The sequence below is a fragment of the Micromonospora sp. WMMB235 genome, assembly GCF_001855515.1.
Classification (GTDB): domain Bacteria; phylum Actinomycetota; class Actinomycetes; order Mycobacteriales; family Micromonosporaceae; genus Micromonospora; species Micromonospora aurantiaca.
The window spans coordinates 2,829,453-2,855,063 of the sequence record NZ_MDRX01000001.1 but is presented as its reverse complement, the minus strand read 5'-3'; the positions used below and the strand labels follow the sequence as shown (position 1 = coordinate 2,855,063).

Below are 25,611 nucleotides of genomic sequence, written 5' to 3'. Positions count from 1 at the left end.
CCCAAGAATGGAATGGGCGATTATTCCGTTAAGTCTTACTTAACTGCTTGCTTGTGGCCTGCAACATAAAGTAACTTCACTCGCGATGCGGCGTGGGGTGGAGGCGTGGATGACCGTCGAGGAACGAGGCCTGGGCTCCGGAACCGACGTGCTCATCCGCAAGGTCGACAGTCGACTGGCCGCGCTCCGCGCCGCGCTGCACGGTCCCGATCTGGAGCTGGCCGAGGAGCTGGCCGCGCGGCTGCGCGAGATGATCCTCGCGACCGCCCGGTCGAGTGCCGCCGACCGCGCCCGGGTCCGGGCCGCTGTGCACTACTTCGTTCAGCGCCGGGAGAGCCGGGACGCCCGGCTGCCGCTGCGCTCCCTGGTCGCCGCCCAGCGCGCGGTGGACCGCGCCGCCCGCCAGCTGGCCACCCCCAACCCCACCCCCTGACCCCACCCCTCCCACCGCCCCTCCTCACCCCCACCACTCCGGTGATCAAGGAGTTTGCGGTGGGTTCCGGCGCGGTTCCGGACACGAACTCCTTGATCACCGGGCGACGGGGCGGGCGCACGTCGGGTGGGCCGGTGAGGTAAGGGTGGGTTTTGGGGAAAACCGCCCGGTTCGGTGCCTCTGTGGCGTGTGATCGGTTGTGACACCAGCGTGTTCGCGCGCTGTCACCTCGACCGGGAGTACGCGTGCTCGTCCTGCTGATCGTGCACCTGGTGGCGGCGCTGCTCGCCCCGCTGCTGGTCCGCCGGTGGGGTCCGCGCGCCTGCCTGATGCTGGCGCTCGCCCCGGCCGCCACAGCGGTCTGGGCGGCGGCGCACACAGGGGCGGTACGCGACGGCGGCGCGGTGGTCGAGACGTACCCCTGGATCTCGCAGCTCCAGCTCGACGTGGCGCTGCGCGTCACGACGCTGTCCTGGCTGATGCTGCTGCTCGTCGGCGGCGTCGGCGCGCTGGTGCTGGTCTACTCCGCCCGCTACTTCCCGCCCGGGTCCACCGGGCTGGCCCGCTTCGCCGCCGTCATGGTCGCCTTCGCCGGGGCGATGCTCGGTCTCGTCGTCTCCGACGACCTGCTGCTGCTCTACGTGTTCTGGGAGCTGACCACCGTCTTTTCGTACCTGCTCATCGGGCACAGCACCGAGCGCCGGTCCAGCCGGTGGGCCGCCGCGCAGGCGCTGACAGTGACGACGCTGGGCGGGCTGGCAATGCTCGTCGGGTTCCTGCTGCTCGGCCACCACGCCGGGGGCTACCGGTGGTCGGCGGTGGCGGCGGCGCCGCTGCCCGGCGGCGGGTACCTGGTCGTCGCCGTGCTGCTGATCCTCTCCGGGGCGCTGGCGAAGTCCGCGGTGTTCCCGTTCAACGCCTGGCTGCCGGTGGCGATGGCCGCCCCGACTCCGGTGAGCGCGTATCTGCACGCGGCGGCGATGGTGAAGGCCGGCATCTTCCTCATCGGACTGCTCGGCCCGGTGCTCGCCCCGGTCGACGGGTGGCGGCCGGTCACCGTGGTCGCCGGACTGGTCACGCTCGTCATCGGCGGCTGGGCGGCGCTGCGGCAGACCGACCTGAAGCTGCTGCTGGCGTACGGGACGGTCAGCCAGCTCGGCCTGCTCACAGTGGTGTTCGGCGCGGGCACCCCGAAGGCGGCGCTGGCCGGGGTGGCGATGCTGGCGGCACACGCCCTGTTCAAGGCGGCACTGTTCCTGGTCGTCGGCATCCTCGACCACGAGGCCGGCACCCGTGACCTGCGGGAGCTGTCCGGGGTCAGGCGGACCGCGCCGGTGCTGGCCGTCGTCGCCACGCTGGCCGCCGCCTCGATGGCCGGGGTGCCGCCGCTGCTCGGGTTCGTCGGGAAGGAGGCGGCGCTCGCCGCGTTCACCGGTGATCCGCTGGTGCTGACCGTGCTGGTGGTGGGCAGCGCGCTCACCGTCGCGTACAGCATCCGGTTCCTCTGGGGCGCGTTCGGCACCCGGCCCGGCACGCCGGACACCGAGCTGGCCCGCCCACCCGCCGCGATGCTCGTACCCCCGGCGCTGCTCGCCGTGGCCGGGCTCGCCGCCGGTCCGGCGGCCGGGTGGCTGAGCGGCCTGTTCGAGCCGTACGCCGAGCTGTTCGGGCCGGTCGAGGAGCACCTGGCGCTCTGGCACGGACCCACGGCGGCGCTCGGCCTGTCCGCCCTCGTGCTCGCCGGCGGTGTGGTGCTGCACCTGGTCCGCGGCCCGCTGGCGCCCGCGCTGGCCCGGCTGCGCTCGCCGGTGGGCGGCAACCAGGGGTACGAGTGGGTGACGCACGCCTTCGACCGGCTCGCCATCGAGGTGACCGGCGCCACCCAGCGCGGCTCGCTGCCGCAGTACCTCGGCACGGTGCTGCTCGTGCTGGTGTTCGTGCCGGGCGGGGCGATGATCGCCACCACGCCGTGGCGGGTCGACCTGGCGCCCTGGGACAACCCGGCCCAGCTCGTGGTCTGCGTGGTGATCGCGGTCGCCGCGCTGCTCGCTGTCGGCGCGCGCCGCCGGCTCACCGCGATGCTGCTCGTCGGCGTGACCGGCTACGGCACCGCGATGATGTTCGTCCTCTACGGCGCGCCGGACGTGGCACTGACCCAGTTCCTCGTGGAGACCGCGACGATCGCCGTGTTCGTGCTGGTGCTGCGGCGGCTGCCGGAGCGCTTCTCGGCCCGTCCGCTGCGCCGCAGCCGCTGGGTCCGCCGCGGCATCGGGATCGCCGCCGGTGTGGTGATGGCCGGTCTGGCGCTGGCCGCGGCCGGAGCGCGGCGGGCGCCGTCGATCTCCGCCGACTTCCCGGACCTGGCCTTGATCGAGGGGTACGGCCGCAACGTCGTGAACGTGACGCTCGTCGACATCCGGGCCTGGGACACGATGGGGGAGATCTCGGTGCTCGTGGTCACCGCGACCGGCGTGGCCAGCCTGATCTACGAGCGGTCCCGCACCGGGCCGCGTCCCCGCCGTCCCCCACCGGCCGCGTTGCGCGCCGGGGACCGGCGCACGGTGTGGCTGCGCGGCGGGCAGACGCTGCCGGAACGGCGGCGCTCGATCGTGTTCGAGGTGGTCACCCGGCTGATCTTCCACACCGTACTGATCTTCTCGCTGTTCCTGCTCTTCTCCGGGCACAACGCCCCCGGCGGCGGCTTCTCCGGCGGGCTCGTCGCCGGCCTCGCGCTGGCCCTGCGCTACCTGGCCGGCGGCCGGTACGAGCTGGCCGAGGCGGCGCCGGTCGGGGCCGGCACGGTGCTCGGCGCGGGCCTGGGCATCTCGGTCGGCAGCGGCGTGCTCGGCCTGGCGCTCACCGGCGAGGTGCTCCAGAGCGTGAAGGTCAACCTGTGGCTGCCGGTGGTCGGTGACTTCTACCTGGTCACGTCGCTGTTCTTCGACATCGGCGTGTACCTGGTGGTGGTCGGGCTGGTGCTGGACATCCTGCGGAGCCTGGGCGCCGAGGTGGACCGGCACGTGGAGGCCGCGGGCGAGGCGGGGCGCGGGTTGGTCGTCCAGCGCGAGGGTCAGTCATGACGCGCGGGGCGGCCGGGCCGACGCTGGTGCTGGTGCTGGCGGTCGGGGTGCTCGTCGCCGCCGGTGTCACGCTGCTGCTGGAACGCAGCCTGACCCGGATCCTGCTCGGCATCATCCTGCTCGGCAACGGCGTGAACCTGCTCATCCTGCTCGGCGGGCGGTCCGGCGCCGCCCCGCTCGTCGGTTCCACCTCGCAGGGCGAGATGAGCGACGCGCTGCCGCAGGCCATGGTGCTCACCGCCGTGGTGATCACGTTCGGGCTGACCGCGTTCCTGCTCGCTGTCGCCTACCGGAGCTGGTACACCAGCGGCGACGACGAGGTGCAGGACGACCTGGAGGACCGGCAGATCATCCGGCTCGCCGAGAGCAACGAGGTGTCCACGGCCGACCTCGGCGGCGAGGGCCCGGACGAGGACCCGGAACAGGTCGACCCGGAGCCGGCGCGCCGCCGGCTGCACCGGGACGGTGAGAAACCATGAGCGCCCTCGTCCCGCTGCCGGTGGTGGTGCCGCTGCTCGGCGCGGCGCTCACCCTCCTGCTGTCCGGCCGGCCCCGCCTGCAGCGGTCGATCAGCGTGCTCTGCCTGTCCAGCGTCCTGGTGGTGGCGGCGGTGCTGCTGGTGCAGGCGTACCGGTTCGGGCCGGTGGTGGTGCAGGTGGGCGGCTGGCCGGCGCCGGTGGGCATCGTGCTGGTGGCGGACCAGCTGGCGGCGCTGATGGTGCTCGTCTCCTCGGCGGTGACGCTGTGCGTGCTGCTCTACTCGATCGGCCAGGGCCGGGGGGAGACCGGGGAGACCGCGCCGGTGAGCATCTTCCACCCCACGTACCTGGTGCTGACCGCGGGCGTGACGAACGCCTTCCTGGCCGGGGACCTGTTCAACCTGTTCGTCGGCTTCGAGATCCTGCTGGCCGCGAGCTTCGTGCTGATCACGCTGGGCGGCACCGAGGTGCGGTTGCGGACCGGATCGACGTACGTGGTGGTCAGCATCCTGTCGTCGCTGCTGTTCCTGTCCGCCGTGGGCCTGGTGTACGCGGCCACCGGCACGCTGAACATGGCGCAGCTCGCCGGCCGGCTGGACGCGCTGCCGTCCGGCGTACGCCTGACCCTGCAACTGACGCTGCTGCTCGCGTTCGGGATCAAGGCGGCGGTGTTCCCGCTGTCGGCGTGGCTGCCGGACAGCTACCCGACCGCGCCCGCCCCGGTGACGGCGGTCTTCGCCGGCTTGCTCACCAAGGTCGGCGTGTACGCGATCATCCGCACGGAGACGCTGCTGTTCCCCGGCGGCCAGGTCGCCACGCTGCTGATGGTGGTGGCCGGGCTGACCATGGTGGTCGGCATCCTCGGCGCGGTGGCCCAGTCGGACCTGAAGCGGCTGCTGTCCTTCACGCTCGTCAGCCACATCGGCTACATGATCTTCGGGGTGGCGCTGAGCAGCGTCGCCGGCCTGTCCGGGGCGATCTTCTACGTGGTGCACCACATCACCATCCAGACCACGCTGTTCCTGGTCGCCGGCCTGGTCGAGGAACGCGCCGGCAGCACCGACCTGCGCCGGATCGGCGGCCTGGCGCGGATCGCCCCGATGCTCGGCGTGCTCTTCTTCGTCCCCGCGATGAACCTCGCCGGCATCCCGCCGTTCTCCGGCTTCCTCGGCAAGCTCGGCCTGCTCCAGGCCGGCGTGGCCGCAGGCGGGACGCTGCCCGCCGTGCTGGTCGCGGCCGGCACGCTGACCAGCCTGCTCACGCTCTACGCGGCCTCCCGGGTGTGGAACATCGCGTTCTGGCGGGCGCCCCGGCTGGCCACCACCAACCCGCCGGCCCGGCTGCCCGGAATGATGGTCGGGGCCACCACCGCCCTGGTGGCGCTGGGCGTGCTGTTCACGCTGGCGGCCGGGCCGCTGTTCCAGGTCACCGCGGACGCGGCCACCGACCTGCGCGAGCGCACCCCGTACGTGCGGGCGGTCCTGCCCCGGGACGTGCCGTGACCGACGACCTGCCCCCGGGCGGGGGCGCGACCGGTGATCCCGCCGGCGTACCCCGTGCGGCGCCCGCCCCGGACGCGCCGGTGCCGACCGTCGGGCGGGGCGGGCGGCGGCGGGACCAGGCGGTCGCGCTCGGCTGGCTGGTCGTCGCCTGGATGCTGCTGTGGGGCGACGTGTCCTGGGGCAACCTGGTCGCCGGCCTGGTGATCGGTGTGGCGGTGCTGCTGTTCTTCCCGCTGCCGCCGGTCACGTTCGGTGGCCGGGTACGCCCCCGCGCGCTGCTGGTGTTCGCTGCGACGTTCGTCGCGGAGCTGGTCAGCGCCAGCGTGCACGTGGCAGCCGTGGCGCTGCGCTTCGGCTACCGCCCGCGCGGCGCGATCATCGCGGTGCCGCTGCGCGTACGTACCGATCTCAACCTGGCGCTCACCGCCGAGGTGATCTCGCTGGTGCCGGGCACGCTGATCCTCGACGTCGACCGGGCCGCAGGCGTGCTCTACGTGCACGTGCTCGACGTACGCGGACCCGACGACCTGGCCGAGAGCCGCCAGCGCGTGCTCGCCGTCGAACGGCGCATCGTCCGCGCCATCGGATCTCCCGACGAGGTACGCCGGCTCGACCTCGAACCCGCCGAACGGAGGAACCATCCGTGACAGTCCTGCTCGCCGTCGCGTTGACCGTGCTGCTCTCGGCCACCGCGCTGCTCGCCCTGGCCCGGATCTACCGCGGCCCGTCCCTGCTCGACCGGGTCGTCGGCGCCGACCTGCTGCTGTCGGCGATGCTCGCCGCGGTGGGGGCGGAGGCCGCTGTGAACCGGCACGCCACCACGCTGCCCGTGCTGGTGGTGCTCTCGCTGCTCGGCTTCATCGGTTCGGTGTCGCTGGTGCGCTTCGCGGTCCGGGCTGAAGCGTGAGCGCGAGGAGTGAGCCGGTTCTGCGAGCCCCGCAGTCGCGAACGGAAGGAGGCTCCCTGTGAGCGCGAGGAGTGAGCCGGTTCTGCGAGCCCCGCAGTCGCGAACGGAAGGAGGCTCCCTGTGAGCGCGAGGAGTGAGCCGGTTCTGCGAGCCCCGCAGTCGCGAACGGAAGGAGGCTCGGCATGAGCGCCGTCGCGGACTGGGTCGGTGGGGTGCTGCTGCTGGTCGGGGCGGTGCTGGCACTGGTCGCCGGCATCGGGCTGGTGCGCTTCCCGGACGTGCTGGACCGGATGCACGCGGCCACCAAGCCGCAGGTGCTGGGCGTCCTGCTGCTGCTGGCCGGGCTGGCGCTGCGTCTGCGTACCCCCTCGGATCTGGGCATGCTCGTCCTGGTGGCGATCTTCCAGCTCTCCACCGCGCCGGTGGCCGCGCAGATGATCGGCCGGGCCGCGTACCGTTCCGGGCGGGTCGACCGGACGCTGCTGGACGCCGACGAGCTGGCCGGACGCTGAACCGGACGTGCGGGAGGCTTCCCGGCACCCTCAGCGAACGTCCAGCGGGTACCGATAAAATGGGCCGCATGATCGACTCTCCTGCCCCGGAGGGCAGCAGTAGCCGGCCGGGTAATACCCGGCGAATTCCCTCCCCGACGACCCCGGGAGCACTGAACCTCCCGTGTTGATCCTCGTCGGTCTCCTTCTCATCACCGTCCTCACCGCCGCCACCGGTTACTTCGTGGCCCAGGAGTTCGGTTACGTCGCCGTGGACCGGGGCAAGCTCAAGCAGCTCGCCGACGGTGGCGACCGTGCCGCGGCCCGGGCCCTGGAGGTGACCGGGCGGCTCTCCTTCATGCTGTCCGGCGCGCAGCTCGGCATCACAGTGACCGCCCTGCTCGTCGGTTACGTCGCCGAGCCGTACCTGGGTGCCGGGCTGGCCGACCTGCTCGGCGTGGCCGGGCTGTCCAGCTCGGTGTCGCTGCCGCTGTCGGTGGCCCTCGCCCTGATCATCGCCACAGTGGTGCAGATGGTCCTCGGCGAGCTGGCCCCGAAGAACCTGGCCATCGCGCGGGCCGAACCGCTCGCCCGGGCGCTGTCCCGGTCCACCCTGATCTACCTCAAGATCGCCGGTCCGCTGATCACGCTGTTCGACCGGGCCGCCGTACGGCTGCTCCGCCGCATCGGCATCGAGCCGATCGAGGAGCTGCCCAGCGGCGCCACCCCGCAGGACCTGGAACAGATCATCGCCGAGTCCCGGGAGGAGGGACACCTCGACGCCGAGATGTCCGACCTGCTGGACCGGGGTCTGGACTTCCGGGAGCTGACCGCCGGGGAGGCGATGGTGCCGCGCGTCGACGTGCACACCATCCGGGCCGACGAGCCGGTCAGCCGGATCGTCGAGCTGCTCGACACCGGCCACTCCCGGTTCCCGGTGAGCGGCGCCGAGGGCGTCGACGACCTGGTCGGCGTGGTCGGCATCGCCGACGTGCTCGGGGTGCCCCCGGCGCAGCGCGCGACCACCCGGGTCGACGCGGTGGCCGTACCCCCGTTGCTGGTGCCCGAGACGCTGCCGCTGCCGACGGTGCTGGACCGCCTGCGGTCCGGGCACCGGCAGCTCGCCTGCGTGGTCGACGAGTACGGCGGCTTCGCCGGCGTGATCACGCTGGAGGACCTGGCCGAGGAACTGGTCGGGCCGATCCGCGACGAGGACGACCCGCCGGACCGGGCCGCGGCCCGGCAGGAGGACGGCTCCTGGGTGGTCCCGGCGCGCTGGCGCATCGACGAGGTCGCCGACAGCACCGGCATCGAACTGCCCGAGGCGCCCGAGTACGACACGCTCTCCGGTCTGGTGATGCGGGAGCTGGGCCGGGTGCCCGAGGTCGGTGACCGGCTGGAGATCCCGGTCGCCACGGACGGCGACGAGCCGGCCGGCGGCCCGCGGGTGCTCGTCGAGGTGCTGGCGGTGGACCGGCACGTGGCCGACTCGGTGCGGCTGCGGCCCGCCGCCTCCGTGTCCGGGGAGGGTTCCGCATGAGCCCCGGATTCGCGTTGTTCTCCTCCGTGGTGCTGCTGGCGCTCAACGGGTTCTTCGTGGCCGCCGAGTTCGCGCTCGTCGCGTCCAAGCGGTACCGGCTGGAGCAGGCGGCGGCCGGTGGCGGCCGGGCGGCCCGCGCGGCGCTGGACGGCGTCCGCGAGCTGAGTCTGATGCTGGCCGGCGCGCAGCTCGGCATCACGCTGTGCACGCTGGGTCTGGGCGCGCTGGCCGAACCGGCCATCGAGCACCTGCTCAGCCCGCTGCTGCACGCGGTCGGCCTGCCCGAGGCGGTCAGCCACGTGGTGGCGCTGGTGTTCGCGCTGTCGCTCGTGACGTTCCTGCACCTGGTGGTCGGCGAGATGGCCCCGAAGTCGTGGGCGATCACCGACGCGGAGCGGTCCGCAATGCTGCTGGCGTTGCCGTTCCGGGCGTTCGCCCGGATCGCCCGGCCGGTGCTGTCCCTGCTCAACGGGCTCGCGAACGCGATGCTGCGCCTGTTCGGGGTGCAGCAGCAGGACCAGCTCGCCCAGGTGCACGGCCCGGACGAGCTGCGCATCCTGCTGGAGCAGTCCCGGGAGCACGGGCTGCTCGGCGCCGAGCAGCACCAGCTGCTGACCAGCATGCTGGAGCTTCAGGGCACCACAGTCGCCCAGGTCATGGAGCCGTTCGACCAGATCGTCACGGTGGGCCGGAGCGAGACCGCCGAGCGGATCGAGCACGTCTCCCGCGACAGCGGCCGGTCCCGGCTCGCCGTGGTCGACACCGGTGGTGAGGTGTGCGGCCTGGTGCACGTACGCGAGGCGGTGCGCGCCGTCACCACCGGCCGCCCGGCGACCGCGGAGGAGCTGATGACCAGCGCCTTCACGCTGCCGGCCGAGGCGTCGGTGACCGAGGCGGTGGCCGCCATGCGGGCGCGGCAGGCGCAGCTCGCGCTGGTGAGCAACGGTGGCGGGCCGACCCGGCCGATCGGGTTCGTCGCGCTGGAGGACCTCCTGGAGGAGGTCATCGGCGAGTTCGACGACGAGACCGACCCGGTGCCGCGAGGCCGCCGGATGCGCTGACCGTCGTGATCCGTACCGGCCCGGCGAGGTGGGACAACCACTTCGCCGGGCCGGCGTCTTTCCGCTTCCCGGCGTCGGCTTCGCCGGCCCGCGTCCGTTGCCGGCGGCCGGCGTCCGTTCCGGCCGGGCATGGCCGGGCGGGCAGCGGGAAAGCTCCGGCATGCGGTTGACCGGCGTGTCGCGGGACTCCGCCTGGACCGGGCTCTCGGTGAGCACCACGCTGCCCAACCCGAGCACCCGGCCGGGCCTGCGCCTGCCGGGCCGGGTGACGCTCGCCGCCGGTGGGTCGGACGTACCGGTCCGGCACATCCGGCTCGGCCTGGTCACCCAGGTCGAACCGGAGGACCCGGAGGCGCCGCGCCGCCTGGTGCAGTTCCAGACGTGGACGATCGCGGGCCGGTTCGTGGTGCCGGCCGGACGGCGGCGGGCCGTCGAGTTCGCCGTGCCGCTGCCGTGGGAGTCGCCGGTGACCACGTACGGCGGGGTGCCGCTGCTGAGCCTGCGTACCGGGCTGCGTACCGAGGTGTCGGTGGACCCGGAGGTGGACCAGGGCGCGATGGTGCCGGTGCTGATCCACCCGCTGCCCTCCCAGGAGCACGTGCTCGCCGCGCTGGACACGCTCGGCTTCGCGATCCGGCAGGCCGGGCTGCGCGAGGGACGGCTGCCGGGGGTGGAGCAGACGCTGCCGTTCCAGCAGTGGTACGGCTTCTGGGCCGCCCCGCTCTACGCCGGCCCGATGACCGAACTCGAAATGATCATGCTGACCGACTCGGCCGGCGTGGAGGTGCTGCTCTGGCTGGACCGGCGGCTCTCCCTGGCCGGGATCACCCACCAGAGCATCAGCCGGTTCCGGGTCTGGCACGCCGGTGCCGATGAGCGCGACTGGGTGGCCACTGTGGACGGCTGGCTGCGGCACGCCATCGACAGGCACGCGGCCGCCGCCGCGCACGCCGACTGGTCGGCCACGATCCGCGAGTCGGCGCACGTCAGCCGCCCGCCGGACCGTCCGGTCGCGCCGGGTTACGGCCTCGGGGGTACGGCCGGCGGCGCCGGCATCGGCGGTGGTGGCGGAGGCGGCGACGGCACGTGAGCGCGTGAGCGTGCACGTGCGTGTGCGCGTGCGTGTGCGTTGTTAAGAAGGGGCCCTTCCTCTACCGGAGGCGTTAAGAAGGGGCCCTTCCTTACACCTCAGCCGGCGGCGAGCTTGAGGCTGAAGCCGAGGAACAGCACCGCGACGGCAGTCGTGCCGCTCGCGGCGAGCCGCCGGCGCTGCCGGAACTGGGCCGCCAGATATGTGCCGGTGAAGATCAGCACGGTCAGGTAGAGCGCGCTCGCGACCTGTGCGATCAGCCCGAGCAGCAGGAACGACAGCGCGGGCCACGCGTACCCGGGGTCGACGAACTGGATGAAGAACGAGACGAAGAACAGGATCGCCTTCGGGTTGAGCAGACTGATCACCAGCGCCCGGCGGAACGGCTCCCGCTGCTCCGCCGGCTCCACCTCGTCGATCAGGCGCGGCGTGGCCGGGTCGTTGCGGTCGCGCCAGCGCCGCCACGCGCCGCGCAGCATGGCCAGCCCCAGATATCCGAGGTACGCCGCGCCGGCGTACTTGATCACCAGGTAGAGCGGCGGATACGCCTGGAGCAGCGAGGCCACCCCGGCGGCGGAGAGCACCATCAGCACCGCGTCGCCGACGAACACCCCGGCCGCGGCCCGGTAACCGGTGGCCACGCCCCGGCGGGCGGCGGTGGCCAGCACGAAGAGCGAGTTGGGGCCGGGCAGCAGCACGATCGCCACGGTGCCCAGCACGTACGTCCAGATGTCGGTGATCCCCAGCACGCCGGACATCATGACGCCGCGGGTGCCGTCGGGCGAAGCCTTTCCCGCAGGCTGACCTGTGCCTTCGGCCACTCCTGCGCGAGCATCGAGTACTGGACGGTGTCCCGCCAGGAGCCGTCGGCGCGCTGCTTGTGCCGGCGCAGCACGCCCTCCCGGCTCGCGCCGAGCCGTTCGATGGCCCGCTGCGAGCGTTCGTTGCGGATGTCGGTGTGCCAGACCACCCGGACCGCGTCCAGGTCGTCGAAGGCCCGGCCCAGCAGCAGGAGCTTCGCCTCGGTGTTGACGCCGGTACGCCACCAGGGGCGGCCCAGCCAGGTGTAACCGATCGCCACCGACCGGCGGACCGGGTCGATCTCGTAGTAGGAGGTCGTGCCGATCACCGCGCCGGTGACGGCGCAACGCTGGGTCCAGCACACCTGCTCGCCGCGTTCCTGCGCGTCCAGGTAGGCGGCGACCACCTGGCGCATCCCGGCGGCGTCGGCGGGCTGCGTGCCGCCCAGGTGCCGCCACACCTCCGGGTCGGCGGTGGCGGCGTGCAGCTCGTCGGCGTGGGCGAGGTCGAGCGGCTCCAGCACGACGTGCTCGCCGCGCAGCACCGCCGGCTCGTGCCACGGCGAGCGGGCCGCGCGCAGGTACGCCGGCACCGGCGCGCTCACCCCGGGCGCGGGTTCGGGGCGGCCCGGCGTGAGCCGCAGCGGAACCACACCGGCCCAGTACGGCAGCGCCTCGTCGGCCGGCTCGTCGTTGACGCCGCCGGTGCGCATCCGTACCGACACCTCGCGCAGCGGCAGCGCCAGCACGGCGGTCTCGGCCAGTTCGCGCCGGTTCGGCGGGCGGCTGTCGGCGGACCGTCCGGCGGCCACCTTCTCCACCAGCGCGGTCATCACCGCCGCCTTCTCGCCCGCGTCGTCGACCAGGCGGGCGGTGCCGTGCGCCACCACCGACCGGTAGTTGGCGCTGTGGTGGAACTGGGAGCGGGCGTAGATCAGCCCGTCGAGGTGGGTGACGGCGACGCAGACCCTCAGCCCGGCCTCGCCCCGCGCGGCGAGCAGCGGCCGGCTGCCGGTGGACCCGTGCAGGTAGAGCGTGTCTCCGATGCGCACGTGCAGGGTCGGCAGGACACGCGGCTCGCCGTCCACGGTGAACGACAGCGCGCAGTGGTACGCCTCGTCGAGCAGCGCGTGCGCGGTGGCCCGGTCGTAGTGCATCCGGTCGCGGGTGCGGGTGGCGGTGGTGCGTTCGGTCGGGGGGTACACGTGACATCCCACCTTTGTTCTAGTACAATCTCCGAACTGTGGCAGCACATTATCAGATCGCCGGTTCCACCTCCGCCGCGATTTCGGCAAGCGTCGAATCCGGCATCCGCACCGGCGGTCTCGCCCCCGGCGACGCGCTGCCCGCCGTCCGCGCGCTCGCCGCCGAGCTGGACGTCAGCCCGGCCACAGTCGCGAAGGCGTACCAGGAACTGCGGCAACGTGGCCTGGTCGCGACCGCCGGCCGGCACGGCACCCGGGTCCGCCCCCGCCCGCCGGTCGCCGGTCGCCGCGCCGCGTTGCTGCCCCCGCCGCTGCCCGGCGGCCGTGACCTCTCCGCCGGCCAGCCCGACCCCCGGCTGCTGCCCCCGCTCGGCCCGCACCTGGCAGCGCTCGCCGCCGAGATCGGACCCCCCGGCGGGTACGCGACCGACGCCGTGCTGCCCGACCTGGCCGCCCTGGCCCGGGACCGGCTCGCCGCCGATCGCGTGCCGGCCGGCGCGCTCACAGTCACCGGCGGCGCGCTCGACGGCATCGAACGGCTGCTCGCGGCCCACCTGCGCCCCGGCGACGCGGTGGCGGTGGAGGACCCGGGCTGGGCCAACCTGCTCGACCTGATCGCCGCGCTCGGGCTGCGTACCGTCGGGGTGCCGGTGGACGACGACGGCCCCACAGTCGGCGGCGTCCGGGCGGCGCTCACCGCCGGCGTCCGGGCGCTCGTGGTGACCAGCCGGGCGCAGAACCCGACCGGCGCCGCCGTCTCCGCCGACCGGGCCGGCGCGCTGCGGACGCTGCTCGCCGGCCGGGCCGACCTGCTGCTGATCGAGGACGACCACGCCGCCGAGCTGGCCCGCGTACCCCTGCATCCGCTCGCCGGGGCGACCCCGGCGTGGGCCTTCGTCCGGTCGGTGAGCAAGCCCTACGGGCCCGACCTGCGGCTCGCGGTGCTGACCGGCGACGAGGCCACGGTGGCCCGGGTGGCCGGGCGGGCGCGGGTCGGCGCCGGCTGGGTCTCCACTGTGCTGCAACGGCTGGTCGTGTCGCTCTGGCGCGACCCGGCCACGGCCGGGCTGGTCCGGCGCGCGGCGGACAGCTACGACAGGCGGCGCGACGGGCTGGTTGCCGCGCTCGCCGCGCGCGGGGTGACAGCGCACGGGCGTACCGGGATCAACGTCTGGGTGCCGGTGCCCGACGAGACGGTGGCGATCACGACGCTGCGCGACGCCGGGTGGTCGCTCGCCCCCGGCGGCCTGTACCGGATCGCCGCCGCCCCCGCCGTGCGCGTCTCGGTGAGCGCGCTCGACGAGGCGGACGTCCCCGCGCTCGCCGACGCCCTCACCGCGGGAAGGAAGGGCCCCCTCTTAACGCATTCGGTATAGGAAGGGCCCCTTCTTAACACCTCCGGACAGCGCGGCGGGCCGCTCGCGTGCGCACCGCCCGACGGGGTAGAACGATCGGCATGGCCGAGACCGAGAGCGCACCCGGCGCACAGGAGTTCATCCCGCCGTCGGCGGACACCATCGACGAGCTGCGCGCCGCGGCGGGCGACTGCCGGGGCTGCGAGCTGTACCGGGACGCCACCCAGACCGTGTTCGGCCGCGGCGACGAGCACGCGCGCGTGGTCTTCGTCGGCGAGCAGCCGGGCGACATCGAGGATCAGAAGGGGCTGCCGTTCGTCGGGCCGGCCGGGCGGCTGCTGCGCAAGGCCGTCGACGACGCGGCGCTCGACCCCGCCCAGATCTACCTGACCAACGCCGTCAAGCACTTCCGGTTCGAGCTGCGCGGCCGGCGGCGCATCCACCAGACCCCGGACCGGGTGCACGTCACTGCCTGCCGGCCCTGGCTGGTCGCCGAGTTCGCCCGGCTGCGCCCGGAGATCGTGGTGGTCCTCGGCGCCACCGCCGCCAAGGCGCTGCTCGGACCGTCGTTCCGGGTGACCAAGCAGCGTGGTGAGCTGCTGCCCTGGCCCGCCGCCGCCCAGCACCCGGAGGACTTCGAGCGCGTGCCGGTGGACCGGGCGGGCGCTGTGGCCGACGCCCCGGCGGCCCGGCTGCTCGCCACCATCCACCCGTCCGCGGTGCTGCGCGCCGACAACCAGGACGTGGCCTACGAGGGCCTGGTCGCCGACCTGAAGGTGGCCGCGAAGGCACTCAAGAAGTGATCTTGCCGAACACGTCCTTGGCGACGATCCGCCCGTCCCGGACCCGGTAGACGTCCAGGCCGCGAAGCACGGTGCCGTCCTCGGCCGGCGGCCAGGCCCACTCGCAGACGGCCCGGTCGCCGGTGGCCCAGACCGCGCCGAGCGCCGGACCGTCGCCCGGACCGAGCTGCCCGGCGAAGACGTCGGCCACCGCCGCCCGCCCCCGTACCGTGCCGGCCGGCCCGTCCCAGGCGTTCGGGCAGTAGGTGACGTCCTCGGCCAGGCAGGCCGACACCGCGGCCAGGTCGCCCCGCCGCCAGGCCGCGTTGAACTCCTCGATCAGCGCGCGTGCGTCCACATCGGGCACGCTAGCGCCGGGCCGCGCCCGCCGCTGCCCCGGTTTCTCAGGAGCGCTGCTGCCAGGTACAGAGGCAGACCCGGTTGCCGTCCGGGTCGGCGAGCACCCAGAAGCTCGGCGCCTCCGCGTCGCTGACCAACGCGCCGCCCGCTGCCAGCGCGGCGGCGATGCGCGCGTCCACCTCGGCCGGGTCGACCCACACGTCCGGGTGCCACCGCTGCCGCGGCTCGTCCCGGCCGGAGCGCTGGAACCAGACGGTCGGCAGCACGCCGTCCGGGTCGCGTACCTCGTCGTCGTCCGGTCCGCGGCCGTCCGGCGACTGCCAGGTCAGGACCGCCCGCCAGAACGGCAGCACCGCGGCGTGCTCCGGGGTGTCCAGCGCGAGTTCCAGGCGGGCCAGCCCGGCGGCCGACAGGGTCAGCCCGGAATCCGCGGCCAGCCCCGAGATGAACCGGGCCAGCCGCAGGTCACGCTGCGTCACCCCACCCGCGTCGTGCGACCAGAGCCGCACGTCCACGTGGGTGTAGCGCAGGTCCAGATCCGGATGATGGTCGACCCGCTCGGCCTCCGCGCCCACCGCGGCCACCAGCGCCAGCCCGGCCGCGAAATCGGGGGTACGGATGCGCGTCTGCAACGCCCCCAGCAGGTACGTCCATCCGTCCAGCCCGGCCTCGGCCACCTGTTTCCCCGTGAGTGTGCTCATCCGGTCATCCTGGTCCACCGCGCGGCGGCGGGCCACCCCGTCCGGTTCGCCCCTGTCCGGCGCGGGTGAGCGGTGCCAGACTTGCCGGCATGGAGCAGCATCTCTACGAGCCCGTCCACGACGAGTTCCGTGACCTGTGCCGCCGGTTCCTCACCCGGGAGGCGGTGCCGCACCACGAACGCTGGGAGGCCGACGGGATCGTCGACCGGGAGGTCTGGCGGGCCGCCGGTGCGGCCGGGCTGCTCGGCCCGGACGTGGACCCCGAGTACGGCGGCGGCGGGCAGCGCGACTTCCGCTTCAACGCGGTGCTGGACGAGGAGATCGTCGCGGCCGGGTGCACCGGCCTGGGGTTCGGGCTGCACAACGACGTGGTCGCGCCGTACCTGACCGAACTGACCACCGGCGACCAGCGCAAGCGGTGGTTGCCGGGCTTCTGCTCCGGCGACCTGGTCACCGCCATCGCGATGAGCGAGCCGGGCGCGGGCAGCGACCTGGCCGGCATCCGCACCAGCGCGGTCCGCGACGGCGACAGCCTGGTCCTCAACGGGCAGAAGACGTTCATCACCAACGGTGAGATGGCCGACCTGGTGGTCGTGGTGGCCAAGACCGCGCCGGACCAGGGCGCGCACGGGGTGAGCCTGGTCGTGGTGGAGAGCGGCACGCCGGGCTTCAGCCGGGGCCGCCGCCTGGCGAAGGTGGGCCTGAAGGCCAACGACACCGCCGAGCTGTTCTTCGACGACTGCCGGGTGCCGGCGGAGAACCTGATCGGCACCGAGAACCACGGCTTCTACCACCTGATGGCCAACCTGCCCCGGGAACGGCTGAGCATCGCCGTCGCAGCCGTGGCGGCCTGCGAGAAGCTGCTCGCGCTCACGATCGAGTACGCCCGCTCCCGGGAGGCGTTCGGCCGGCCGATCGGCCGGTTCCAGCACAACCGGTTCCTGCTGGCCGAGCTGGACACCGAGGTCACCATCGCGCGGACGTTCGTCAACCACTGCGTCACCGAGTTCAACGCGGGCCGCCTCTCGGTGACCGACGCGGCGAAGGCCAAGTGGTGGACGACCGAGTTGCAGACCAAGGTGGCCGACCGGTGCGTGCAGTTGCACGGCGGCTACGGCTTCATGGCGGAGTACCCGGTGGCGAAGGCGTGGCTGGACAGCCGGGTGCAGACCATCTACGGCGGCACCACCGAGATCATGAAGGAGATCATCGGCCGGGGCCTCGGCCTGTAGCGAAACCGGGTGCCGGCCGGGCGGGCCGGTGCGGGAGGATGGGGCACCCGTCCCCACCAGGAGCGCCGCATGTCCACCGACCTGACCGCGCCGGCCCCGCCCCGGCCCGACGTCGCCGGCATCCAGCGGCGTACCGTCCGGCTGCTCTTCCTCACCCAGATCATCGGCGGCATCGGCGTCACCATCGGCATCTCGGTCGGCGCGCTGCTCGCCGCCCGGGTCGCCGGCACCGCCCTGGCCGGGGTGGCGCAGAGCGCCGGTGTGGTCGGCGCCGCGCTGCTCGCGATCCCCGTCACCCGGCTCATGGCAGCCCGTGGCCGGCGGCCGGGTCTGGTCCTCGCGTACGCGGTCGGCGCGGTCGGCGGCGTGCTGGTGGTGGTCGCCACCGTGACGCGCCTGGTGCCGTTGCTCTTCGTCGGCATGCTGCTGTTCGGCGGCGGCACGGCGGCCAACCTCCAGGCCCGCTACACGGCGGTGGACCTGGCCGAGCCACAACGCCGGGGACGGCAGCTCTCGCTGGTGGTGTGGGCCACCACCATCGGCGCGGTGGCCGCGCCGAACTTCGCCGCGCTCGCCGACGACACCACCCGGGGCTGGGGCCTGCCGGCGCTGGCCGGCCCGTTCGCCTTCAGCGCCGTCGCGTTCACGCTCACCGCCGTCGTACTCCTGGTCCTGCTCCGGCCGGACCCGCTGCTCACCGCGCGCCGGCTGGCGGCGGCCGAGCCGGCACCCGGCGCCGCGCCGGCTGTCACCCGCCGCGGTGGCATGGTCGCCGCGTGGCGCACGGTACGCGGGCGGCCGGCCGCACGCCTCGGCATCGCCGCGGTGGCGGTGGGGCATCTGGTGATGGTCGCTGTCATGTCGATGACGCCGGTGCACCTCGGCGAGTGGCACTCCGACGAGGACGTGCTGCCCGTGGTCGGCCTGGTGCTGAGCCTGCACATCGCCGGCATGTACGCGCTGTCGCCGGTGGTGGGGTGGCTCACCGACCGGGCCGGCCGCCGGCCGGTGATCCTCGGCGGGGTGGCGCTGCTGCTGGCCGCGTGCGCGGTCTCCGGCACCGCCGGGCACCACACGGCGCTGCTGTCGGTGGGGCTGACGCTGCTCGGGCTGGGCTGGTCGGGCACGATGGTGGCGGGCTCGACGTTGCTGTCGGAGTCGGTGCCCACCGCCGACCGGCCCGGCGTTCAGGGCCTGTCCGACCTGCTCATGGGGCTGGCCGGGGCGGGCGCGGCGGCGGCGAGCGGGTTCGTCATGCGGGCCGTGGGGTACCCGACGCTCACCCTGCTGGCGGCGATCGCTGTGGTGCCGCTGGTGGCGCTGGCGCTGCGCCGTACCGGCACGCGACCACTCGACGAGGAGGACTGAACACGTGCGGCTGACCGACTTCTGGACGCGGCTGGAGGAGGCGTTCGGGCCCGGGTACGCGACCAGCATCGCCAGGGACCAGGTGCTGTCCCAGCTCGGCGGGCGGACCATCGAGCAGGCGCTCGCGGCCGGTGAGCAAACGCACGTGGTGTGGCGCGCCGTGGTCGCCGCGTATCCCGACCGGGTGCCCGCCCGACTACGCTGAGCAGCCTTTTCGTCGATCCCGCGTGTCGCTTGCCCAGTCGTACACCTGTTCGGCTATTGTCCACAGCGGGGTGCTCGTCCACAGCTCACGGCCCGTCGGCTGGTTTTCTGTCGGACCCAGCGCCTAGCGTGTCCCGCGTGACGCGAAGCTCAGGAAAGACGCCGGCGAAGGCAGGGGTGGCAACGATGGCAGCAGGGCCTGACCGGGAGAAGGCGCTCGACCTTGCTCTCGCTCAGATCGACAAGCAGTTCGGCAAGGGTTCGGTGATGCGGCTGGGGGAGCGGCCCGTCGTGCAGACGGCTGTCATCCCGACCGGCTCCATCGCGCTCGACGTGGCGCTCGGCGTGGGCGGTCTGCCCCGCGGCCGGGTGGTCGAGATCTACGGTCCGGAGTCCAGCGGTAAGACCACCGTCGCGCTGCACGCGGTGGCCAACGCCCAGCGCGCCGGCGGCATCGCCGCGTTCATCGACGCGGAGCACGCGCTCGACCCGGAGTACGCGCGGGCCCTCGGCGTCGACACCGACGCCCTGCTGGTCTCCCAGCCGGACACCGGCGAGCAGGCGCTGGAGATCGCGGACATGCTGGTCCGCTCCGGCGCGATCGACATCATCGTGATCGACTCGGTGGCGGCCCTGGTGCCGCGCGCCGAGATCGAGGGCGAGATGGGCGACAGCCACGTCGGTCTCCAGGCCCGGCTGATGAGCCAGGCGCTGCGGAAGATCACCGGCGTGCTCAACAACACCGGCACCACCGCGATCTTCATCAACCAGCTCCGCGAGAAGATCGGCGTGATGTTCGGCAGCCCGGAGACCACCACCGGTGGGCGGGCGCTGAAGTTCTACGCCTCGGTCCGGCTCGACGTGCGCCGCATCGAGAGCCTCAAGGACGGCACCGACGTGGTCGGTAACCGCACCCGGGTCAAGGTCGTGAAGAACAAGGTCGCCGCGCCGTTCAAGCAGGCCGAGTTCGACATCATGTACGGCAAGGGCATCTCCCGCGAGGGCTCGCTGATCGACGTCGGTGTGGAGCAGGCGATCATCCGCAAGTCCGGCGCCTGGTACACCTACGACGGCGACCAGCTCGGCCAGGGCAAGGAGAAGGCCCGCGAGTTCCTCCGCGAGAACCCGGACGTGGCGGCCGAGATCGAGAAGAAGATCCTGGAGAAGCTCGGCGTCGGCACCGGTGGTGCGGGCGACGCCGCCGGTGGCCCGGAACTGCCGCCGGTCGACTTCTGATCCGCTGACCCGTGGCAGGACGACGCGCCCGTACGGGCCGGGGCTGGGATGCCGGTCCACCCCGTACGGGCGACGCCACAGGTACGCCCCGGCCTCGCCGGGGGCGCCGTGATCGCGCGGCGGAGCCCGATGCAGGGGAGGCTCCGGCTCCGCCGCGCGACGAGGCCGAGCTGGCCCGGGAGATCTGCCTGCGGCAGCTCGCGGTCCGCCCGCGGACCCGGGCCGAGCTGGCCGGTGCGCTGGCCCGCCGGGGCATCTCCGAGGAGGTCGCCGAGCAGGTCCTCGACCGGTACGACGAGGTCGGCATCGTCGACGACGCCGCCTTCGCCCGCGCCTGGGTGAGCAGCCGGCACAACGGCCGCGGGCTGGCGCGCCGGGCACTCGCCAACGAGCTGCGTCAGCGCGGTGTCGACGGCGAGGTGGCCGGCGCGGCACTGGACGGGCTGGACGAGGAGACCGAGGCGGAGACCGCCCGCGCCCTGGTGGACCGCAAGCTGCGCAGCACCCGGGGCGAGCCGGACGCGGTGTTCCGGCGCCTGGTCGGCATGCTGGCGCGCAAGGGCTACCCGGCCGGGGTGGCGATCCGGGCGGTGAAGGACGCGCTCGCCGCGCAGAGCGCCGAGGCGGCCGAGTTCGCCGAGCACATCGACGCCGACGCGATGGCCGACGCCGAGCACGACCTCGACTCCCGCCGGCTCGACTGACCGACCGGCCGCCGGTGTCGCGGCCGCCGCCCCGAGGGAGGCGCACACCCGTGCTGAAGGCGTGTCTCAACGGCACCCGACGGCTGGACGAGCACCCCGCCGTGCCGCTCACCCCGGCCGAACTGGCCGCCGACGCGGTGCGCTGCGCGACCGCCGGGGTGGCGGCGGTGCATGTGCACCCGCGCGACCACAGCGGCACCGAGTCGCTCGACCCGGCAGTGATCGCGGCGGCGGTCACCGCCATCCGCGACGCCCGTCCCGGCCTGCCGGTCGGCGTGAGCACCGGCGCCTGGATCGTCCCCGACCCGGCCGAGCGGGCCGGCGCCGTCCGCGCCTGGACGGTGCTGCCCGACTTCGCCTCGGTGAACGCCCACGAACCCGGAGCGGCCGAGGTCGCCGCCGCCCTGCACGAGCGCGGCGTGATGGTCGAGGCCGGTCTGTGGACCCCGGCGGCGGTCGACGCCTGGCGTCGCTGGTCTACGCCCACCGGGCGGGTCCTCGTCGAGTGCATGGCCGAGCAGGTCGAGACGGCGCTCGCCGACGCGGCGGCGATCCTCGCCGCGCTGCCCGGCGGGCACCCGCCGGTGCTGCTGCACGGGGAGGGTCCGGCCACCTGGCCGGTGTACGCGGAGGCGGTCCGGCGTGGCCTGCACACCCGGATCGGCCTGGAGGACACGCTGCTGCTGCCCGACGGCACCCCCGCCCCCGACAACGCCACCCTGGTGACCGCAGCCCTCACCTTCGCCGCACGCTGACCCACCCGGCGCAGGCTCGGCGCAGCCCTCGCGCGACCCTCACCCGGCCAGGTCGATCATGAACTTGGCGGCACTTCCCGTCCGTTTTGTCCAGGCCAACCTCATGATCGCGCGCGCCCGGCCGGACCGGCCGGCCCTGCGACCCCCGGCGGCGCGGCCGCGCGGCCGGACGGTGATCAAGGAGTTTGTGTCGTCTGGGCGGTCGTGGGTGGACGCCAAGTCCTCGATCACGGGGGTGGGACGGTGACGGCGGAGCTGATCATGGGGGTGCGAGAGGGGCCTGAGCAGGTCGGAGCGGCCGAGTCGCGGCGCTACGGGGCGGGGTTTGTCCTGGCCTGTCCGGCATCTGATCACCACTGAGTGACGTCGTAACTTCTCTCCGTCCGGGTGGTTTGATCATGACTCCTTGACCGAACGGCCCCTCGCGACCTAGCCTCGCCATACAGGCTCACTTTGCCCGACCAGCGCAGGCTAAGCGCACAACATAGATCTCGTAACAGAACAGCATCACTTTGGCCAGCTACACCGGCCCTTGACGGAAGCTCCGGAACCTTTCGGAGCCTCCGACAACTGCAACCGGCCGCCAGCGGTGCCCCATGAGGGACACCGCCGACGGAAAGCTGCCCACAGCCAGCCGCTCCGGTCGGGCGTCCAGAGCCGCAGGCGCGTGTCCTTCGCGCGTGTCCTGCGGCGCCGACGTTTCAGGGGGAGGCGGCCATGGCAGGGCGGCACAGGTTCACCGGCGGTCTGCCACACGGCCCCGACCCCGCATCGGCGGGCGACAGCCCGGCCACCGAGCCCCGACGGGCCGGCGACGCCGGCCGGGTCGCCGGAGTGCGGCGGGCGAGTGTGCCCGCGTACCGGTGCGGAGCGGCTCGATGAGCGCCTTCGACGTCGTCCTCCTCCTGGTCGTGCTGCTGCTGGTCGTGGTGGTGGTCGGCGCCGTGCTGTTCGGCGTGCGTACCCTCAAGCGGCTCAGCCTGGCGCCCGCGCCGGAGGACCCGGCCTTCATCGCGGAGAAGGACCGGCAGGAACAGTCCCTCGCGGCGTTGCGGACGGCCGCCGACGAGGTGAACAGCACCATCGACGTGGCGAAGTCCGCAGCAGCGGCGGCGCGTGCCGAGGCGGCTGCCGCCAAGGCGGAGGCGAAGGCGGCCCGGGCCGAGGCGCGGCGGGTGCTCGACGACGCCCGCGCCGAGGCGGACACGGTGCTGGAGCGGGCGCACAAGCAGGCCGAGGCGGACGCCGAGCAGTTACGCGCCACCGCCCGGCGCAGCGGCGAGCGGGAGGTGGCGGTGCTGGCCGCCACCACCCGGGAGCAGGCGGCCGAGGTGGAACGCCGGGCCGCCCGGATGGACGAGCGGGAGCGGCTGCACACCGAGGAGGTGGAGCGGCTGGCCGAGCGGGAGCGGCAGCTCACCGCCGCCACCGCGGCGCTCGCCGCCCGGGAGGCCGCCCTGGCCGAGCGCGAGCGGACGCTGACCGAGGTGGAGGAGCAGCGCCGCCGGGAGCTGGAGCGGGTGGCCGGCCTGACCGCCGACGCGGCCCGCGCCGAGCTGGTCGAGTCGATCGAGGGACAGGCGAAGCGGGAGGCCGCGCTGCTGGTCCGGGAGATCGAGGCGGACGCCCGGGGCAGCGCCGAGCAGCGCGCCCGCAACATCGTGGTGGACGCCATCCAGCGGGTCGCCAGCGAGCAGACCGCGGAGAGCGTGGTCAGCGTGCTGCACCTGCCCGGCGACGAGATGAAGGGGCGCATCATCGGCCGGGAGGGGCGCAACATCCGCGCCTTCGAGTCGGTCACCGGCGTCAACCTGATCATCGACGACACGCCCGAGGCGGTGCTGCTGTCGTGCTTCGACCCGGTACGCCGGGAGGTCGGCCGGGTCACGCTGGAGAAGCTGGTCCTGGACGGCCGGATCCACCCGCACCGGATCGAGGAGGTCTACGACGTGGCCCGGCAGGAGGTGGAGGAGCTGTGCCTCCGGGCCGCCGAGGACGCGCTGGTCGAGGTCGGCATCACCGAGATCCACCCGGAGCTGGTCACGCTGCTGGGCCGGTTGCGCTACCGCACGTCGTACGGGCAGAACGTGCTCAAGCACCTGGTGGAGACCGCGCACATCGCCGGCGTGATGGCCGCGGAGCTGCGGCTGGACGTGCCGACGATCAAGCGGTGCGCGTTCCTGCACGACATCGGCAAGGCGCTCACCCACGAGGTGGAGGGCAGCCACGCGATCATCGGCGCGGACGTGGCCCGCAAGTACGGCGAGAGCGAGGACGTGGTGCACGCCATCGAGGCGCACCACAATGAGGTGCCGCCGCAGACCATCGAGGCGGTGCTGACCCAGGCGTCGGACGCCTGCTCGGGCGGGCGGCCGGGCGCGCGGCGGGAGAGCCTGGAGGCGTACGTCAAGCGGCTGGAGCGGATCGAGGAGATCGCGGCCGGGAAGCTGGGCGTGGAGAAGGTCTTCGCCATGCAGGCGGGCCGGGAGATCCGGGTGATGGTCAAGCCGGACGACGTGGACGACATCGGCGCGGCGGTGCTGGCCCGGGACGTGGCCAAGCAGATCGAGGAGGAGCTGACCTACCCGGGTCAGATCCGGGTGACAGTGGTGCGCGAGTCCCGGGTCACCGAGATCGCCCGCTAGACCGGCAAGACCGAGAACGGGCGGGTGGGGGAGAACCCCACCCGCCCGTTCCGTGTCCGTCGGACGACGTCAGCTCACAGCGACGTGGCGCCGGTGCCACCGTCGGTCTGCGTGGCCGCCACCGGCTTGGCCGCGGTGCGCGGCAGCCGGGTCAGCCGCTTCTGCAGCCACCAGGCCAGCACCGACAGCAGGCCGCAGATGCTGATGTAGATGGCCGCGACGATCAGGTACGTCGGCACGTACGGCAGGCCGAACGCCAGCCGGCCGCCGATCTGCTTGCCCACGAAGAGCAACTCCGGGTACGTGATGATGAAGCCGAGCGCGGTGTCCTTGAGCAGGACGACGAGTTGGCTCACGATCGCCGGGAGCATCGACCGGAACGCCTGCGGCAGCAGGATCAGCCGCAGCACCTGGTTCTTGCGCATGCCGATCGCGTACGCGCCCTCGGACTGCCCGTACGGCACGGCGTTGATGCCGGCGCGGAAGATCTCCGCCAGCACCGAGCCGTTGTAGAGCGTCAACCCGATGACCAGCGCCCAGAACTTGTCGATCGGCCAGCCGTACTGGAGCGGCACGTAGTAGCCGAAGAAGATCAGGATCAGCAGCGGGATGGCCCGGAACAGCTCCACCACGAACGTGGCGGGAGCGCGGAACAGCACCTTGTCGCTGAGCCGGGCGCTGGCGAAGAACGCGCCGAACAGCAGCGCCAGCACGGTGGCGACGGCGGCGACCTTCAGCGTGGCCCAGAGGCCGTTCAGCAGCTCCCGCTGCACGGCCGCGTACTGGAACTGCTCCCACTTGCGGGCCTCGAACTGGCCGGTCTGGTTGAACTTGTAGACCACGAACGCGATCAGCGCGACGATCGCCGCGATCGAGACGATGCCGAGGATCCGGTTGCGCCTGCGGGCCTTCGGGCCGGGGATGTCGTAGAGGACGCTGCTGCTGCTCACCGGGCCACCGCCCACTTGCGCTCGAGGATCCGCTGGAGCACCACCAGCGGGATGATCAGGATCAGGAAGCCGATCACGATCCAGGTGAGCACGATGAACTGCGGCTCACCCCGTTCCGACATGTACGCCGGGATTGCGCCCGCTTCCAGCACGGAGAAGCCGGCCGCGATCGTGGTGTTCTTCAGCATGGCGATGAGCACGCTCATCATGGGCGGGACCATGGCCCGCAGCGCCTGTGGCAGCACGATCAGCGTCAGCACCTGGGCGAACGTCATGCCCAGCGCGCGGGCCGCCTCGGCCTGGCCGGTGGCGACCGTGTTCACGCCGGAGCGGACCACCTCGCAGATGAACGCCGAGGTGTAGGCGATCAGCGCGATGCAGGCGCTGTTGAAGTAGTCGATGTTGACGTCCAGCTTCGGCACCGCGAAGACGAGGAACGCGAACACCAGCGTCAGGGGAGTGTTGCGGACCAGATTGACGTAGGTGGCGCCGAACGCCCGCAACGCGGGGACCGGTGACACCCGCATCGCGCCGAGCAGCATGCCGAGGACGAGACTGCCGACGCCGGCGATCAGGAACAGCTTGACGGTGTTGTAGAACCCCTCGCGGAACAGGCTCGCGTTGTCCGTCAGGACGCGGAAGAACTCGCCCATACCTCGCTCTCACTCTCTCCAGACGGGACCGGGCGGGGAGGAGGACCTCCCCGCCCGGTCCGACGTCGGTGCGGACCG

The 25,611-nt window shown here is 73.2% G+C and carries 24 protein-coding genes and 1 pseudogene; 19 read left to right on the top strand and 6 right to left on the bottom strand.

The genetic code is table 11. The features are described 5' to 3' along the window. The first annotated feature begins 109 nt into the window (after positions 1-109). From BFV98_RS11820 to BFV98_RS11775, 10 genes are all read left to right on the top strand, one after another. Positions 110-433 (top strand): hypothetical protein, encoded by a 324-nt coding sequence (locus tag BFV98_RS11820; protein WP_071096300.1) that lies wholly within the window; start codon positions 110-112, stop codon positions 431-433. A gap of 245 nt (positions 434-678) precedes the next feature. Next, the gene (locus BFV98_RS11815; protein WP_071096298.1) at positions 679-3,513 is read left to right on the top strand and encodes a Na+/H+ antiporter subunit A; all 2,835 of its coding nucleotides are present in this window, start codon (positions 679-681) and stop codon (positions 3,511-3,513) included. Continuing rightward, on the top strand, positions 3,510-3,992 hold the full coding sequence (locus BFV98_RS11810; RefSeq protein WP_071096296.1) for a Na(+)/H(+) antiporter subunit C: 483 nt from the start codon (positions 3,510-3,512) through the stop codon (positions 3,990-3,992). The genes BFV98_RS11815 and BFV98_RS11810 overlap by 4 nt, the downstream gene beginning before the upstream one ends. Beyond that, the gene (locus BFV98_RS11805) at positions 3,989-5,494 is read left to right on the top strand and encodes a Na+/H+ antiporter subunit D (RefSeq protein WP_013284713.1); all 1,506 of its coding nucleotides are present in this window, start codon (positions 3,989-3,991) and stop codon (positions 5,492-5,494) included. The genes BFV98_RS11810 and BFV98_RS11805 overlap by 4 nt, the downstream gene beginning before the upstream one ends. Continuing rightward, a complete protein-coding gene (locus BFV98_RS11800) occupies positions 5,491-6,141 on the top strand; it encodes a Na+/H+ antiporter subunit E (RefSeq protein WP_071096294.1) in 651 nt (216 codons plus the stop codon). Before BFV98_RS11805 ends, BFV98_RS11800 begins: the two co-directional genes overlap by 4 nt. Further along, entirely contained in the window at positions 6,138-6,401 is a 264-nt protein-coding gene (locus BFV98_RS11795) for a monovalent cation/H+ antiporter complex subunit F (protein WP_013284715.1), read from the top strand. Before BFV98_RS11800 ends, BFV98_RS11795 begins: the two co-directional genes overlap by 4 nt. Positions 6,402-6,583: 182 nt before the next feature. Next, positions 6,584-6,913, top strand: a complete 330-nt coding sequence (mnhG, locus tag BFV98_RS11790) for a monovalent cation/H(+) antiporter subunit G (RefSeq protein WP_013284716.1) — start codon at positions 6,584-6,586, stop codon at positions 6,911-6,913. A 163-nt stretch (positions 6,914-7,076) separates the two neighbouring features. Further along, a complete protein-coding gene (locus BFV98_RS11785) occupies positions 7,077-8,432 on the top strand; it encodes a hemolysin family protein (RefSeq protein WP_013284717.1) in 1,356 nt (451 codons plus the stop codon). Continuing rightward, a complete protein-coding gene (locus BFV98_RS11780; protein ID WP_013284718.1) occupies positions 8,429-9,493 on the top strand; it encodes a hemolysin family protein in 1,065 nt (354 codons plus the stop codon). The genes BFV98_RS11785 and BFV98_RS11780 overlap by 4 nt, the downstream gene beginning before the upstream one ends. 160 nt (positions 9,494-9,653) lie before the next feature. Next, the gene (locus BFV98_RS11775) at positions 9,654-10,583 is read left to right on the top strand and encodes a sporulation protein (protein ID WP_013284719.1); all 930 of its coding nucleotides are present in this window, start codon (positions 9,654-9,656) and stop codon (positions 10,581-10,583) included. A gap of 98 nt (positions 10,584-10,681) precedes the next feature. Here BFV98_RS11775 and leuE read toward each other — a convergent pair whose 3' ends face one another. Beyond that, positions 10,682-11,344, bottom strand: coding sequence for a leucine efflux protein LeuE (leuE, locus tag BFV98_RS11770; protein WP_013284720.1), 663 nt, complete (start codon positions 11,342-11,344; stop codon positions 10,682-10,684). Further along, positions 11,341-12,588: a bifunctional pyridoxamine 5'-phosphate oxidase family protein/GNAT family N-acetyltransferase gene (locus BFV98_RS11765; RefSeq protein WP_071096292.1), complete on the bottom strand. Its 1,248-nt coding sequence runs from the start codon at positions 12,586-12,588 to the stop codon at positions 11,341-11,343. The genes leuE and BFV98_RS11765 overlap by 4 nt, the downstream gene beginning before the upstream one ends. Before the next feature lie 38 nt (positions 12,589-12,626). Here BFV98_RS11765 and BFV98_RS11760 point away from each other — a divergent pair, with 38 nt between their 5' ends. Together BFV98_RS11760 and BFV98_RS11755 are read left to right on the top strand one after the other, a co-directional pair. Next, positions 12,627-13,964, top strand: coding sequence for an aminotransferase class I/II-fold pyridoxal phosphate-dependent enzyme (locus BFV98_RS11760; RefSeq protein ID WP_071096290.1), 1,338 nt, complete (start codon positions 12,627-12,629; stop codon positions 13,962-13,964). An 80-nt stretch (positions 13,965-14,044) separates the two neighbouring features. Then, positions 14,045-14,746, top strand: coding sequence for a UdgX family uracil-DNA binding protein (locus BFV98_RS11755; RefSeq protein ID WP_013284723.1), 702 nt, complete (start codon positions 14,045-14,047; stop codon positions 14,744-14,746). On the opposite strand, the gene BFV98_RS11750 is transcribed toward BFV98_RS11755, so the two are convergent. Further along, complete coding sequence (locus BFV98_RS11750) at positions 14,736-15,083, bottom strand: nuclear transport factor 2 family protein (RefSeq protein ID WP_255368091.1); 348 nt, start codon at positions 15,081-15,083, stop codon at positions 14,736-14,738. The two genes, BFV98_RS11755 and BFV98_RS11750, sit on opposite strands and share 11 nt — an antisense overlap. A gap of 46 nt (positions 15,084-15,129) precedes the next feature. Further along, positions 15,130-15,786, bottom strand: coding sequence for a 4a-hydroxytetrahydrobiopterin dehydratase (locus BFV98_RS11745; protein WP_071096286.1), 657 nt, complete (start codon positions 15,784-15,786; stop codon positions 15,130-15,132). Between the two features lie 89 nt (positions 15,787-15,875). Between BFV98_RS11745 and BFV98_RS11740 the strand changes: the two genes are divergently transcribed. The 7 genes and pseudogenes from BFV98_RS11740 to rny all read left to right on the top strand — a co-directional run bounded on the left by BFV98_RS11740 (position 15,876) and on the right by rny (position 23,930). After that, positions 15,876-17,018, top strand: a complete 1,143-nt coding sequence (locus BFV98_RS11740; RefSeq protein WP_013284726.1) for an acyl-CoA dehydrogenase family protein — start codon at positions 15,876-15,878, stop codon at positions 17,016-17,018. 69 nt (positions 17,019-17,087) lie between these two features. After that, positions 17,088-18,400: pseudogene (locus tag BFV98_RS11735) on the top strand (MFS transporter). After that, positions 18,391-18,591, top strand: coding sequence for a DUF3046 domain-containing protein (locus BFV98_RS11730; RefSeq protein ID WP_013284728.1), 201 nt, complete (start codon positions 18,391-18,393; stop codon positions 18,589-18,591). The pseudogene BFV98_RS11735 and the gene BFV98_RS11730 overlap by 10 nt, the downstream one beginning before the upstream one ends. 185 nt (positions 18,592-18,776) lie before the next feature. Next, positions 18,777-19,826, top strand: coding sequence for a recombinase RecA (gene recA, locus BFV98_RS11725; RefSeq protein ID WP_013284729.1), 1,050 nt, complete (start codon positions 18,777-18,779; stop codon positions 19,824-19,826). An 11-nt stretch (positions 19,827-19,837) separates the two neighbouring features. Continuing rightward, positions 19,838-20,530 carry a regulatory protein RecX gene (locus BFV98_RS11720; RefSeq protein WP_013284730.1) on the top strand — a complete coding sequence of 231 codons (693 nt, stop codon included), beginning with the start codon at positions 19,838-19,840 and terminating at the stop codon, positions 20,528-20,530. A 50-nt stretch (positions 20,531-20,580) separates the two neighbouring features. After that, entirely contained in the window at positions 20,581-21,285 is a 705-nt protein-coding gene (locus tag BFV98_RS11715) for a 3-keto-5-aminohexanoate cleavage protein (protein ID WP_071096282.1), read from the top strand. Positions 21,286-22,163: 878 nt separating this feature from the next. Continuing rightward, a complete protein-coding gene (gene rny / locus BFV98_RS11705; protein WP_013284733.1) occupies positions 22,164-23,930 on the top strand; it encodes a ribonuclease Y in 1,767 nt (588 codons plus the stop codon). Between the two features lie 74 nt (positions 23,931-24,004). Here the strand turns inward: rny and BFV98_RS11700 are convergent, their stop codons facing one another. Both BFV98_RS11700 and BFV98_RS11695 read right to left on the bottom strand, forming a co-directional pair. Further along, positions 24,005-24,880: an amino acid ABC transporter permease gene (locus BFV98_RS11700; protein ID WP_071098841.1), complete on the bottom strand. Its 876-nt coding sequence runs from the start codon at positions 24,878-24,880 to the stop codon at positions 24,005-24,007. After that, positions 24,877-25,533, bottom strand: coding sequence for an amino acid ABC transporter permease (locus BFV98_RS11695; protein WP_013284735.1), 657 nt, complete (start codon positions 25,531-25,533; stop codon positions 24,877-24,879). Before BFV98_RS11695 ends, BFV98_RS11700 begins: the two co-directional genes overlap by 4 nt. Between the last annotated feature and the right edge of the window lie 78 nt (positions 25,534-25,611).